The organism is Proteus vulgaris, from assembly GCF_011045815.1.
GTDB classification, from domain to species: domain Bacteria; phylum Pseudomonadota; class Gammaproteobacteria; order Enterobacterales; family Enterobacteriaceae; genus Proteus; species Proteus vulgaris_B.
Genome location: NZ_CP047344.1, coordinates 296,262 through 310,942 on the forward strand (window position 1 = coordinate 296,262; position 14,681 = coordinate 310,942).

The 14,681-nt window shown below is 38.1% G+C and carries 12 protein-coding genes; 8 read left to right on the plus strand and 4 right to left on the minus strand.

Annotated elements, in window-relative coordinates; translation table 11 throughout:
- Window positions 1–15: 15 nt before the first annotated feature.
- The 4 genes from rpsO (at window position 16) to GTH24_RS01530 (ending at window position 5,724) form a co-directional block, all read left to right on the plus strand.
- Window positions 16–285, plus strand: a complete 270-nt coding sequence (rpsO, locus tag GTH24_RS01515; protein ID WP_023583571.1) for a 30S ribosomal protein S15 — start codon at window positions 16–18, stop codon at window positions 283–285.
- 254 nt (window positions 286–539) lie between these two features.
- Window positions 540–2,669, plus strand: a complete 2,130-nt coding sequence (gene pnp, locus GTH24_RS01520) for a polyribonucleotide nucleotidyltransferase (protein ID WP_072069564.1) — start codon at window positions 540–542, stop codon at window positions 2,667–2,669.
- A 112-nt stretch (window positions 2,670–2,781) separates the two neighbouring features.
- Window positions 2,782–3,669 (plus strand): lipoprotein NlpI, encoded by an 888-nt coding sequence (nlpI, locus tag GTH24_RS01525; protein WP_164525866.1) that lies wholly within the window; start codon window positions 2,782–2,784, stop codon window positions 3,667–3,669.
- Window positions 3,670–3,840: 171 nt separating this feature from the next.
- Window positions 3,841–5,724 carry a DEAD/DEAH family ATP-dependent RNA helicase gene (locus tag GTH24_RS01530; protein WP_072069562.1) on the plus strand — a complete coding sequence of 628 codons (1,884 nt, stop codon included), beginning with the start codon at window positions 3,841–3,843 and terminating at the stop codon, window positions 5,722–5,724.
- Between the two features lie 98 nt (window positions 5,725–5,822).
- On the opposite strand, the gene GTH24_RS01535 is transcribed toward GTH24_RS01530, so the two are convergent.
- On the minus strand, window positions 5,823–6,575 hold the full coding sequence (locus GTH24_RS01535; protein WP_072069561.1) for a tetratricopeptide repeat protein: 753 nt from the start codon (window positions 6,573–6,575) through the stop codon (window positions 5,823–5,825).
- 1 nt (window position 6,576) lies between these two features.
- A complete protein-coding gene (locus tag GTH24_RS22060) occupies window positions 6,577–7,812 on the minus strand; it encodes a hypothetical protein (RefSeq protein ID WP_241254004.1) in 1,236 nt (411 codons plus the stop codon).
- Between the two features lie 311 nt (window positions 7,813–8,123).
- On the opposite strand from GTH24_RS22060, the gene GTH24_RS22065 reads away from it, so the two are divergent.
- Entirely contained in the window at window positions 8,124–8,627 is a 504-nt protein-coding gene (locus GTH24_RS22065) for a hypothetical protein (protein WP_241254005.1), read from the plus strand.
- A gap of 36 nt (window positions 8,628–8,663) precedes the next feature.
- Here GTH24_RS22065 and btsR read toward each other — a convergent pair whose 3' ends face one another.
- Both btsR and GTH24_RS01555 read right to left on the minus strand, forming a co-directional pair.
- Window positions 8,664–9,380 (minus strand): two-component system response regulator BtsR, encoded by a 717-nt coding sequence (btsR, locus tag GTH24_RS01550; protein WP_072069560.1) that lies wholly within the window; start codon window positions 9,378–9,380, stop codon window positions 8,664–8,666.
- Between the two features lie 2 nt (window positions 9,381–9,382).
- The gene (locus tag GTH24_RS01555) at window positions 9,383–11,086 is read right to left on the minus strand and encodes a sensor histidine kinase (protein WP_072069559.1); all 1,704 of its coding nucleotides are present in this window, start codon (window positions 11,084–11,086) and stop codon (window positions 9,383–9,385) included.
- A 234-nt stretch (window positions 11,087–11,320) separates the two neighbouring features.
- On the opposite strand from GTH24_RS01555, the gene GTH24_RS01560 reads away from it, so the two are divergent.
- From GTH24_RS01560 to GTH24_RS01570, 3 genes are read left to right on the plus strand one after another with little or no spacing between them, the layout of a single operon-like run.
- Window positions 11,321–12,292 carry an HlyD family secretion protein gene (locus GTH24_RS01560; RefSeq protein WP_164525867.1) on the plus strand — a complete coding sequence of 324 codons (972 nt, stop codon included), beginning with the start codon at window positions 11,321–11,323 and terminating at the stop codon, window positions 12,290–12,292.
- Between the two features lie 9 nt (window positions 12,293–12,301).
- Window positions 12,302–13,447, plus strand: a complete 1,146-nt coding sequence (locus GTH24_RS01565; protein ID WP_072069557.1) for an ABC transporter permease — start codon at window positions 12,302–12,304, stop codon at window positions 13,445–13,447.
- Window positions 13,447–14,607 carry an ABC transporter permease gene (locus tag GTH24_RS01570; RefSeq protein ID WP_164525868.1) on the plus strand — a complete coding sequence of 387 codons (1,161 nt, stop codon included), beginning with the start codon at window positions 13,447–13,449 and terminating at the stop codon, window positions 14,605–14,607. The genes GTH24_RS01565 and GTH24_RS01570 overlap by 1 nt, the downstream gene beginning before the upstream one ends.
- The last annotated feature ends 74 nt before the right edge of the window (window positions 14,608–14,681 follow it).

Sequence of the window (14,681 nt, forward strand, 5' to 3'; positions counted from 1 at the left end):
AAATTGGAGTTTATTATGTCTCTAAGTACTGAAGCGAAAGCACAAATCGTTGCTGAATTTGGTCGTGATGCTAACGATACTGGCTCAAGCGAAGTTCAGATTGCACTGCTGACTGCAGAAATCAACCACCTGCAAGGTCACTTTTCAGAGCACAAAAAAGATCACCACAGCCGTCGTGGTCTGCTACGTAAAGTTTCCAGCCGTCGTAATCTGCTGGACTACCTGAAACGTAAAGATGTTGCTCGTTACTCTGCACTGATTGAACGTTTAGGTCTGCGTCGCTAATCAAGTGAGTTTCAGTGGAAAGGGGCCTGTTGGCCCCTTTTCTACTAGAAAGTGCTATTTTTAATATTAGTCGTTATGTTTTAATGTGGTGATTGTTATTTAGTCTCTCTAGTTACGACAATTCGCGCGGCTAATGAAAGTTTTTATTGCTAGGTAGTAAATAAAGATTTTCATTAGTCGCGAGGGGACGTAGCGGAGAAAAGATCATTCATCGTCGCTAAACATCTGGCGACAATAAGATAAAGGATATTATTTTGCTGAATCCTACAGTTCGTAAATTTCAATACGGTCAACATACGGTTTCAATCGAAACGGGTATGATGGCTCGTCAAGCAACAGCTGCTGTTATGGTTGACATGGACGGCACCGCTGTTTTTGTTACCGTTGTTGCAAAGAAAAAAGTTAAAGCTGGTCAAGATTTCTTCCCATTAACAGTGAACTACCAAGAGCGTTCATATGCTGCTGGTCGTATTCCTGGTAGCTTCTTCCGTCGCGAAGGTCGTCCAGGTGAAGGCGAAACATTAATTGCACGTTTAATTGACCGTCCTCTACGTCCATTATTCCCAGAAGGTTTCTTAAACGAAATCCAAATTGTTGCTACTGTTGTTTCTGTTAATCCACAAGTTAACCCAGATATTGTTGCAATGATTGGTGCTTCTGCTGTATTAGCTCTGTCAGGTGTTCCATTTAATGGTCCTATCGGTGGTGCTCGTGTTGGTTTCATCGATGGTCAATATGTTCTTAACCCGACCGTTGATGAACTAAAAGTAAGTAAATTAGACTTGGTGGTTGCAGGTACTGCGGGTGCAGTGCTGATGGTAGAATCAGAAGCTGATTTATTATCAGAAGAAGAAATGTTAGGTGCAGTGGTATTTGGCCATGATCAACAACAAGTTGTGATTGAAAATATCAATGCATTAGTTGCAGAAGTCGGTAAAGAAAAATGGGATTGGGCACCAGAGGCCGTTAACCAAACTTTACATGATCGCATTGCAGAATTAGCGCAAGCGCGCATCGGTGATGCTTACCGTATTACTGAAAAACAAGAACGTTATGAACAAATCGAAGCAATTCGCGATGAAGTTGTTGCAACGTTATTAGCTGAAGATGAAACCTTAGATGAAGGTGAAATCAACGATCTATTCTCTAGCTTAGAGAAAAACATTGTTCGTGCCCGTGTATTAGCAGGTGAACCTCGTATCGATGGTCGTGAAAAAGATATGGTACGTGCATTAGATATCCGCACTGGTTTATTACCACGTACTCACGGTTCAGCGCTGTTTACGCGTGGTGAAACACAGGCTTTAGTAACTGCGACATTAGGTACTGCGCGTGATGCTCAAACTATTGATGATATCATGGGCGAGCGTACTGATACCTTCTTACTACATTATAACTTTCCTCCATACTCTGTTGGTGAAACAGGTATGATGGGCTCACCAAAACGTCGCGAAATTGGCCACGGCCGCTTAGCAAAACGTGGTGTATTAGCAGTAATGCCTACTATTGAAGAATTCCCATATACTGTTCGCGTGGTTTCTGAAATCACTGAATCAAATGGTTCATCTTCAATGGCATCTGTATGTGGTGCTTCTTTAGCACTGATGGATGCGGGTGTGCCAATTAAAGAATCTGTTGCTGGTATTGCAATGGGCTTGGTAAAAGAAGGCGACAACTTTGTTGTTCTTTCCGATATTCTGGGTGATGAAGACCATTTAGGCGATATGGACTTTAAAGTTGCGGGTAGCCGTAACGGTGTCAGCGCATTACAAATGGATATCAAAATCGAAGGTATCACACGTGAAATTATGCAAGTTGCGTTAAACCAAGCGAAAAGTGCACGTCTACATATTTTAGGTGTTATGGAAGATGCTATTAGCCAACCTCGTGCTGATATTTCTGAATTCGCACCACGTATTCATACTATCAAAATTAATTCAGACAAAATCAAAGATGTTATCGGTAAAGGCGGTTCAGTTATCCGTGCATTAACGGAAGAAACGGGCACAACTATCGAAATTGAAGATGATGGTACTGTGAAGATTGCGGCAACAAGCAATGAGCAAGCTAAAATGGCAATTGCTCGTATCGAAGAAATCACAGCTGAAGTTGAAGTGGGCCGTATCTATAACGGTAAAGTAACTCGTATCGTAGATTTCGGTGCGTTTGTTGCTATCGGTGGCGGTAAAGAAGGCCTGGTTCATATTTCTCAAATTGCAGATAAACGTGTTGAGAAAGTGAGTGATTACTTGGAAATGGGCCAAGAAGTTCCAGTTAAAGTGCTGGAAATTGACCGCCAAGGCCGTATTCGCTTAAGCATGAAAGAAGCTCAAGCTAATCAGCAGGAAGCAACAGAAACTTCTTCTGAAGATTCTGCGAATTAATGATATTCTACTACCGATATCTAGACATAGGTATCGGTAGAGACTTATTATGATTGACAAGTAGGACGTCCAGAACGCTTTTTGTTGAAAGGTCTGACTTTGGGAGTGAGAAATGAAAACATTTCTGCGCGGTTGTTCTATTGCTGTTTTCATCTTTATTTCCGGATGCAGCACTAGTCCAGAATGGCGTCAGAATGCGATTTTCGCCACTCCATTACAACCTTCTTTACAACAAGAAGTGATATTGGCTCGTATAGAACAAATTCTTGCGAGTCGCTCATTAACCGAAGATGAATACGCACAGCTTTTATATGAGCGTGGTGTGCTGTATGATAGTCTCGGTTTACGAGCTTTAGCGCGTAATGATTTTTCAATGGCGCTATCAATAAGACCAGATATGCTAGAAATTTTTAATTTTCTAGGTATCTATTTTACGCAAGCAGCGAACTATGATGCTGCTTATGAAGCGTTTGATTCTGTTTTAGAGCTTGATCCAACTTACAATAATGCGCGTTTTAATCGTGGTATCGCTTTATACTACGGTGGCCGATTGAAATTGGCGCAGGATGATCTGCAGGCGTTTTATCAGGTCGATCCAAATGACCCCATTCGTTCGCTTTGGTTATATCTTGTCGAAAAAGAGATAAACACTGATTTAGCTAAACAACAGTTAAAACAGCGATACCAGCAGGCGGATAAAACGGGGCAATGGGGATGGAATATAGTTGAGTTTTATTTAGGCAACATTAATGAAAGAGCATTAATGTCAAAACTACGTGAAGCCTCAACCGATAACACTTCGCTCGCTGAGCATCTTAGTGAAACTAACTTCTATTTAGGTAAGTATTACCTAAGTCTGGGGGACATGGATAGCGCAGAAGCGTTATTCAAGCTGACGGTTGCCAACAACGCACATAACTTTGTTGAGCACCGCTACGCATTGTTGGAATTAGCACTGTTAGGCCAACAAGAAGACCTAGCGGAATCGGACCAGCAATAGCTGACGAACATTTCTCTGATCAGTTTGAAAGCCATCATCTGCATAGGATGAGGGCTTGTTTGTTCGTTTAATAATATAATTTGAGCCAGTTCACATTTTAGATGATAAAGACCGACAAACCATGTGGTATGTTATGTCAACTGGCTGCCATAATGAATGAGGCACAGTGACATGACTACTGAAACCGATATGACTTTTGCTGATCTAGGTTTATCAGCACCTATTTTGACTGCACTGAATGACTTAGGCTACGAGAAGCCTTCTCCAATTCAGCAACAATGTATTCCTTTCCTTTTAAACGGCAATGATGTTTTAGGTATGGCACAGACTGGTAGTGGTAAAACCGCTGCATTTAGCCTGCCGTTATTACACAATCTTGATGAATCATTAAAAGCACCACAAATTTTAGTTTTAGCACCAACTCGCGAGCTCGCTGTTCAGGTTGCTGAAGCCATCGAAGATTTCTCTAAGCATTTACCAAAAGTAAATGTAGTTGCACTTTATGGTGGTCAGCGTTATGACGTTCAATTACGTGCATTACGCCAAGGGCCACAAGTGGTTGTAGGTACACCTGGTCGTTTATTAGACCATTTAAATCGTGGCACATTAGATTTATCTAAACTGAAAGGTTTAGTTTTAGATGAAGCTGATGAAATGTTACGTATGGGCTTTATTGAAGATGTTGAAAATATCTTAAGTAAGATCCCTGCAGAACATCAAACAGCGCTGTTCTCTGCAACAATGCCAGAAGCTATTCGTCGTATTACACGCCGCTTCATGAATGATCCTAAAGAAGTTCGCATTCAAAGCAGCGTAACAACTCGCCCAGACATCAGCCAAAGTTACTGGATGACATTTGGTGCACGTAAAAATGAAGCATTAATTCGTTTCTTAGAAGCGGAAGACTTTGATGCGGCGATTATTTTCGTACGTACCAAAAATGCAACATTAGAAGTTGCAGAAGCATTAGAGCGTAATGGTTATAACAGTGCTGCATTGAATGGTGATATGAACCAATCACTGCGTGAGCAAACCTTAGAGCGCCTGAAGAATGGTCGTTTAGATATTCTTATCGCAACTGACGTTGCCGCTCGTGGTCTTGACGTTGACCGTATTAGCCTTGTTGTGAACTATGATATCCCTATGGATTCAGAATCTTATGTTCACCGTATTGGTCGTACAGGTCGTGCGGGTCGTGCGGGTCGTGCAATTTTATTCGTTGATAACCGTGAACGTCGTTTACTGCGTAATATCGAACGTACAATGAAGATGACTATCCCTGAAGTAGAACTGCCAAATGCAGAACTTATCAGCCAACGTCGTCAGGAAAAATTTGCACAGCAAATTGCTCAGCAATTAGAAACAAGCAACCTTGACCAATATCGCGCTCTGTTACCTAAATTAGCTCCACAAGGCGAAGAAGCGTTAGATATGGAAACACTGGCTGCGGTATTATTGAAAATGGCTCAAGGTGAGCGTGCGCTTATCCTGCCACCAGATCCAGTTCGTCGCCCTCGTCGTGAATTTAACGATCGTGATGATCGTCGTCGCGGTGATAACGATCGTGAACGTGCTCCTCGTCGTGAACGTCGTGATGCTGGTGAAATGGATTTATACCGTATTGAAGTGGGTCGTGATGATGGTGTTGAAGTTCGTCATATCGTCGGTGCAATTGCTAACGAAGGCGATATTAGCAGCCGTTATATTGGTAATATCAAACTGTATGGTTCTCACTCAACAATCGAGTTACCAAAAGGTATGCCAACTGACTTATTAGGCCACTTTACACGTACACGTATCATGAACAAACCACTGAATATGCAATTAGTGGGTGATGCTCAATCTCAGCCTTTCCGTGAGCGTCGTAATAATAGCCGTCGTGATGGTCAACCACAAGGTGGTCGTCGTTTTAACAATGGTGATCAACCACAACGTCGTGGTAATAATGACCGCGGTGGTGAGCGTAGCAACGATCGTGGTGGCGAGCGCGGTAACTTCCGTGGTCGTAACAACGAAGGTACTCCACGTCGTCGTAGCAGTTCTCATAACCAATAAGAGTTGGTAATTAACTTAATTTTAAATTGAGTTGATGATAAAAAATAAAACCAGTCAATGAAAGTTGGCTGGTTTTTTTATAAAGTAGAGATAAATAGTTATTCCATTGGGTACATTTTATTGGCATATTCCATGAGTGCATTATTACTTCTGCGGATGCATATAGATGCATCTACCCCACTTCTTTTACATTCTTTTAATTTTGTCTTTAATTCTAGAGAAAATAAAATGTAATCCCATTTTTTTATATATTCTTGATATTCTTTACTACCATTTTCAGCAGTCCATTTTGCATATTCTTTAGCTTTGTTTAAATCTTGAGGAATACCTTTTTCACCATGTAAATAGATAGAAAAAAGATTCTCACAAGCAATAATAACTCGATTTCCTTTTATTCGGCATGCTTTATCATAGTATTTAATTGCTTTGCTGATATCTTTTTCAACACCATAGCCATTTTCAAAAACAGCAGCTTGATAGAAAAGAGCTGCTCCATGATTAGGTTCCAATATTAATGTTTTATTTAAAAAATAGCGTGATAATTCACACTGATTTTTATCACTTTCATGAGTGATTTTATATTTTAAATTAGTACATCCAATAAAGAAAAGTGAAGCAATGAGATAGCTATCATTCGCATTATTATTTTTTTTTGCTTTTTCAATAAGAGAAAAAGCGAGTTCTTTATTTTTAGGATAAGGTGCAATAAATGGCAATTGAGGATTGTACCGTAACTCTAGTTTATTATATCCGGAAATTAACATTTTATCTGTGATAATGGGATATTCATCTCCAATTGAAGAGCTACTAATAATGAACAAACTAAAAAATAATTTATTAAATATTTTCATTCTATTGTCTCAATAGATTTGGTATTGCTAAAATTGTATTTTCAATTATATTTTCAAATTTATTTACTGAGATTGATTCACTATGATGCGAAGAAGAAAAAGAAGCTATCTCATTGATAATATTGTTTATTAAATGTTGAAAATTTTCGCTATTATTAGTGTCAGATTCTTGATGTAATAAAACATCAGTAATCAATGTTCTATTGCCAGTATTCCAGTTTACAAAGGATTCTAATTGATGGAAATTATTATTTGAATCATAGAAATGGCTTTTAGTTGTATTAAGTTCTATGTAATTAATACCAATACTATTTAGCGAATAGAGTTCATTTTTTTGTGTTATTCCATCTGAATTCTTATCTTGCCATATTTTTAATTCAGACCAAAAAGTATCACCTTTATCTATTAATTTATTCATATTACTATCTAAGGATGAAAGTGCTAAAAATCCATCTCGAGCTTTAGTATTATTTGGTAATAAACTTCTATCTCCAAATAATTCTTTCCCATTATTTATAATACCATCATTATTTTTATCCCAAACTAAAAAACCATCATCAGGATGGATCCAACCTGTTTGAATAGGAGTTTTATTACCATCAAAGTCAAATGTTATATTTAAATTACTAGAAAGTGTTTGTATGCCATTACCATTTAAATCGATAGCTAATGGTGTTCTGTAATTATCTGCAGCATGTTTTAGATTCTTATAAAGATCGTCTGGCTGAAATGCAATCAAAATATTTTTAAATCCAGATATATCCAAAACATGTTGAACGAATTGGCCACAATTATTAAAAAGAAGATTATATTTTGGTGGGAGTTTTTCACCGGTTTTATATGTATGTAATAGTGTGAACAGATTTTCAAAATTTTTAGCAAAGGGCCAATTATATGATCTAATTGATAGAGTGGATGCATCTGGATAACGAAGGTGATCATTAAATGAAAAATTATCTTCACTTGTCTTCATATTGTCACCAGGGCTAAAACCGATAGTAATAACTTCTCTTTCTTCGCTAACAGGATCCCAGCCTCTAATACCAATAAATATATGCCCAAAAGTTGAAGTTTGCTCTGTCTCTCCGTATTCATCGTGGATTTTACTGCCTGATGGGGCAACGAATATTGTTACTTCAGGGGGGCCATATTTACTATAATAAAAATTTCCGTTATATTCACCGTAAATATTCATATCTTCTACTTTATGAATTGAATAGTGCTTTTTCTCTTTCATAATGATCTCTTATCCCTAAGATTTATGTTAAAAAAATAAATTTATTATTAAACTAAAATTAAAATTTTAATTTGTCTACTTATGGTTTTTATTAGAATAATTAACTTTCTGTTTATTTTTTATTTAATTAAGATTTAATGGTTAGGTTAGTAGTCACTGTTTATAACTTGTGGTTTTTAATTAAAAATTATGTGTAAATATTTTAATTTTTATTGAGTTAAATAAAGAATATATATTTATCAATGCGTTGGTGATAAATAAGATTTAAGTAATAATAAAAAAGTGAATTATTAACAGGGTATGAAATTATAATGAATAAAATAAATAAACTAGAATTACGTTGTATTCAGCATGGGGCGAATACTCAACATACAGATTTTAATTTTCATATTGATGGTAAAGCCCTGGATGAATGGTTGGGATTTGATAAACAAACGGATTTGCGCTTTTCAGACTTTGATTTAGACTTTATTGTGGTTGATAAAGCTTGTTTCCCTAATTACGATCGCCATAAAATTATTTGTAGCAAAATAGAGCAGTTTTTGGGTACTAAACCGGTTTATACCCAATTAGATAATAATCGGCTGGTGCTATATCGTTGCCATTGTGGTTGTGATTATTGCTCTGTGATTTATTGTGATTTAGATATTACGAAAGATCATGTGAAGTGGAATTATATTGCTTATGAAGATGGGGTAGATAGAGAAGATACCCTAGAGCTTGATGAACATGGAATTACTCCTATTAAACAACTTATTTTTAACCGTAAGCAGTACCAACAAGTCTTTAATGAGTATTTAGAACAATACTTATAATTATCTAAATACTCATTTAGAATGGGGCTTTATTAATTAACTTAAGCCAATCGCTTCTTTTAACGGTTTTAGATATCGACGGCTAACAGGAATTTGGCTGTTATTGTGTAAAATCAGTTCAGCTTGCCCATTATCACCAAAAATAATCTCATTAACATAATCCATATTGACTAAATATTGGCGATGGCAACGAACTAATTGTGTGCGTGTTTCTAATGTACGTAGTGTTAATTCAGTAAAACCTTCTTGGCCTTGATTATTCGTGACATAAACACCACTGAGTCTTGAGGTGGCAAATATGGCTTCATCAATTGGCATTAACCAAATACGGCTATGTCCGGTACATGGAATGCATTTTAAGCGTTCTTCTGGCGGAGTTAATAAATCAATATTTTGTTTATTACCTTGGCGTAAACGGTTTAATGTTTTTGTGAGACGTTCCTGCTCTAAAGGTTTGAGTAAATAATCAAAAGCATGTTCTTCAAAGGCTTGGATCGCATATTCTTCAAATGCAGTTAAAAAAACAATATAAGGGCGATGTTCGGGATCTAGCATTGTGACCATTTCAAGTCCAGTAATGCGAGGCATTTGAATATCAAGGAAAACAACATCAGGTTTTTTACGATGTATTTCTCCTATGGCTTCAATAGCATTACTGCATTCGCCAATAATATGAATATCCTTTTCAACTTCAAGTAAACAACGTAAATTCTCACGAGCTAGTGGCTCATCATCAACGATTAATATATTCATTGTTATGTAACGTTATCCATGCTTTTTTCTAGAGGTAAGCAAATTTTCACCTTTGTATATTCATCAGCTTGGCATTCGACTAAAACACCATAAAGCTCGCCATAGCGTAATTTTAATCGCTTATCCACCAACCTCATGCCTAATCCTAATTCATGGGAAGAAGATTGAGGTCGATAAAGCCCCGCATTATCACTGATTTCAATAATGATCAGATGATGCTCTTGGTGCGCTCTAATTGTAATCTTTCCGGTGTCTAATAACTGTGATGTTCCATGTTTAATTGCATTTTCGACCATCGGCTGAAGCGAAAAAGCAGGTAAACGAGCATTGGCTAAAGTTTCTGGAATGTGAATATCAATCTGTAAACGATCTTGAAAACGGGCTTTTTCAATTTGCAAATAAGCATTTACATGTTCGATTTCATCACTTAATGTCACAACTGCTTCTGGTCTTTTTAAGTTCTTACGAAAGAAAGCAGAAAGAAATTGAACTAATTGTTTTGCTTGTTCACTATCACGACGAATAACGGCTTGTAGTGTATTTAACGCATTAAAAAGAAAATGTGGATTTACTTGTGCATGTAGAAGTTTAATCTCTGATTCTAAAAGTGATTGTTTATTCCGCTCATATTGCCCTGCCAGAATTTGTGCAGATAATAAACTGGCAATACCTTCCCCTAAAGTACGGTTAATTGAACTAAACAGGCGATTTTTAGCTTCATAAAGTTTTATTGTCCCAATGACTTGGTTATTTTCACCTCTTAGCGGAATAACTAAGGTTGATCCTAGCTTGCAATGAGGAGAAAGAGTGCAACGATACGGAGTTTCATTCCCGTCAGCATAAACAACTTCATTATTATTAATTGCCTGCTTCGATTGTTCTGATGAAATAGGGGTACCAGGTAAATGGTGGTCAGCGCCAATGCCAATAAAGGCGAGCAGTTTCTCTCTATCAGTAATAGCAACAGCACTGACTCTTAATTCTTGATAAATGACTTTTGCAACTCGAGTGCTATTGTCTTGATTAAATCCTTTACGCAAAATACCTTCGGTGCAAACGGCAATTTTTAATGCTTGCGCTGAGAAAGCGCTGGTGTATTTTTCAAATATTGCCCGTCTATCTTGTAATATTCTAATAAACATTGCCGCACCAATAGTGTTTGCAACAATCATTGGCGCTGCAATATCCTTAACTAAGGCAAGAGCTTCATTAAACGGGCGGGCTAATAATAAAATAATACTCATCTGTATTATTTCGGCAAAGAAAGTTACCGCTGCCGCAGTCCATGGATTAAATATTCGATGCATTTGGCCACGTTTGACATAATAACGGTGAACTAATCCACCAATTAATCCCTCTGCGATAGTAGAAACCATACAACTCAGTGCTGTCATACCTCCGAGAGAATAACGATGTAATCCTCCCGTAAAGCCAACAAGAAAGCCAACATATGGGCCGCCGAGTAATCCCCCTAAGACGGAGCCAATCGCACGAGTGTTAGCAATAGAGTCATTAATGTGCAATCCGAAATAGGTACCCATAATGCAAAAAATAGAGAAAATGACGTAGCACATCAACTTATGAGGTAGCTTTATCGTGACCTGTAAAAGTGGCGTAAATAGAGGTGTTTTACTTAAAAACCAAGCAATAATTAAATAAACACACATTTGCTGTAATAACAGCAAAATAAGATCAAATTCATACATAGGTATTGAGTACCGTTCTCTTTTTCATCTGATTAATATAAAAAGTTCAGATAAAACGGGGCTATTAATTAGGCGATAAAGTTTGATATAAGAGTAACTTAATCGCGCTTTCAAAGAAAATATTCCTTTGCATCAGTGATCTGGCGCACAAAATTCTTAAAGAAATTCTGAGTTATTGTGTAATATAACTCTGTCAGTGAGTGTTCTACGTCACTATTAAGGTCTAATCGTTATATGAAAAAAAGAACCATTTATCTTATTTTATTAATGCTAATACTAATTGCATTAGCCGTACTTTTCCGCGCGCATAATCAATATTTATTACTGCAAGGGGAAGTCGATGCACCAGAAGTGATTGTTGCCTCAAAAGCTAAAGGCCGTGTAATTGAGCGCCATATAGAGCGAGGTGATGATGTCAAAGCCGGGCAATTAATGATCACATTAGAAAGCCCTGAACTTAATGCACAAGTTGCGGCACTCGAAGCGGCGAAAGCACAAGCGCAAGCTCAATTAGATTTATCACTACATGGCACAAGAGAAGAGAGCATTCGTAATTTAGAAGCAGTGTTATCTCAAGCCAAAGTAGAAGCTAGTAATGCGACACGCGATTATCAGCGTATTAACGCAGTAGCTAATCAAGGTTATGTCTCAGCAACCGAGCTGGACAATGCACGTCGTAGTCGTGATGTTGCATTACAACGAGTAAGAGCTGCCCAAGCAGAATTAGATGAAGCTAAAAATGGCGATCGCATTGAATTACGTCATAAATACATGGCTGCGGTACAACAAGCAGAACAACAACTTATCGAGCTGAAGATCCAACAAGACGATTTACACGTCAAAGCACCTGTTGATGGTGAGGTTGGGCCAATTCCGGCAGAAATTGGTGAACTTTTTAATGCTAATAGCCCACTTGCGACACTCATTCGCATTCCTGATGCCTATTTTGTTTATAACCTTCGCGAAGATATTTTAGCGGATATTCGCAAAGGTGATCGCATTACTATCATTATTCCTGCTCTGGGCAACAAAGAAGTCGAAGCGGAAATTCGCTATATCGCTCCGATGGGTGACTATGCAACAAAAAGAGCGACAAGAGCAACGGGTGATTTCGATTTAAAAACGTTTGAAATTCGACTGTATCCTGTGACGCCAATTGAGGGACTACGTCCTGGAATGAGTGCGTTATGGCGCTGGGATAAATAAGGGCGAATAATGAGAGTAAAAGCAGCTTGGCGTGGCTTTAGTAGCGCATTTTCACGAGAAACTCATATGGCAGTTCGTAGCCCCGTTTTTCACTGGCTGAGCTGGCTGTTTCCATTGATGTTATTCACGTTAATTAGTGCTAACTTTTCTGAAGGTACATTGCTGAATTTGCCCGTTTCAGTGATCAATAACGATAATAGCCCATTATCGAGAACACTGATCAGAGACTTAAATGCTGGCTCCCATGCGCAATTAAATACACTAGATGGCAACCCTCGTACAGCAATGGAGCGGTTAGGTAGTGCAAAAGATTACGCTATATTGACCATTCCTCGCCATTTTGAAAGTGATGTATTAGCAGGAAAGCAACCCACCACACGGATGTATTACAATGGGTTGTATTATGCCGCGGGGAGTTACGCGATACAGGATTTTAGTGGCCTTATTGCAGAACTTAATGCACAGTATCGCACTGTTTTAGCACAAGAAATGAATAAGCCTGTACCGCCATTGGCAAAAGTCACGCTCTCTTATGACAGCTTATTTAATGCCAGCGGTAGTTATATCTATTATCAGCAATTTGCCGCTACGATCCATATGCTTCAGTTATTTGTCGTGACCTGCACGATTTATTCGTTGTCACGAGGAAATATGCTGTTGAATATTAAGCCTTTTACGTTTGCATTGATTGGTAAACTTTCTCCTTATACGTTATTTTTCTTAACATTATTAATTATAGAGCTTGCAGCATTGGTGCATTTTTCAGGTGCCAAAGTAAATGGCAATCCGCTCTATATGGTACTTGTTGGGTTCTTTTATATTATCGCGGCACAAAGTGTGGGGTTACTGCTTTTTGCGTTTACCAATAGTGCGATCACTGCATACAGTATGATAGGTATGTTAGTGAGTATTGCCTTAGCTTTTTCAGGTATGGCGGTACCAGAACTTTCCATGATATTGCCTGCACAAATTATCTCTAATCTAGAACCTTTAACACATGCTCTAAATGCGATGTTTGATATCTTCTTAAGAGAAGTATCACTACAAGGTATTTTGTATGTTTGTTCGCTCTTGCTGATTTATCCTTTTGCTATCGCCTTCTTAGTTCGTAAACGTATTTTTAAACGATTAGAATTACAGGTAGGTGTTGCATGATGCAAATGTATTTCCAAACCTTTAAACGTGTATTACTCGGTATGTTAGAAAAACCGATGTGGATGCTATTGATTGTGTCACTTTGCGTTATGAGTTTGGTTTATGCTAAACCCGTGTTATGGGATCTACCCGTTGCGGTCATTAATCAAGATCACAGCCCTGCGAGCTACTCTCTTATTCGCTCATTAAATGCAACACCAAAGCTCAGTATCAAGAATTACGATAGTTTAGATGAAGCTCGCCACGATATGATCATGCGCGAGCTATTTGCCATCATTATTGTGCCAACGAATTTTGAAAAGAAACTTCTTAATGGTAAAGATGTCACTGTTCCTGTGTTTGGTGATGCCACAAACCGACTTGCCAGTGGGCAAATTCAGCAAGAATTGATGTTGGCTTATCAGCAGTTATTAGATGCTTATAATGGACGTATTTTGAGAAATGCTGGTTTTAGTATTGAACAATCAACGATTTTATTAAAGCCTATCCAAGGTGAAACGATCGCAATGTATAACCCGGGTGTTAGTTTTGCTGCGATTATTTTTCCTGGTCTATTAGTTATGTTATTGCAACACTCCCTTTTAATTGCCTGTGTACGAGTCAGTATTGCAGTAAGAAGTACGCCGAAAGGAAAACCACCACTAGCTGTTTATTTAGGGGCATTATCTGCACTTATTCCTATTTGGTTATTTTTGTCGGCTGTATTCTTTGCATTATGGCCTTGGGTATTGGGTTATCGCCAAGAGGCTCCACTTTATCAAGTCTGGATGCTGACATTTCCATTCTTATTAGCGGTCTTAGGGTTAGGTAAATTAATTACAGAATGCTTACGCAGTGTTGAGATGATTTATCTGACATTGGCATTTGTAACAACACCTGTGTTCTATATTTCTGGCACGATATGGCCACTACAAGCTATGCCAGATTGGGTGTTTGCCATTTCATCTGCATTACCTTCTACATGGGCTGTAAACGCCATGGCAGGCATAAATCAAATGGGGTTGTCATTCCAAAGTATATTGGGAGATATCGTGATGATGCTGGTTTTAGGTGTGATTTATACCGTATTAGGTGTGCTGGTGGGTATGCTACGTAATGGTGAGCTAAGACATATTACACACCAATTTAAACATTGGTTACATCACCGCGGATCTAAATAGGTTTTAATTCAAGAAATATCTCAAGATTTATTTAAATGAGGCGCCAGCTAACGCTAAGAGTAGTTGGCTTAGAA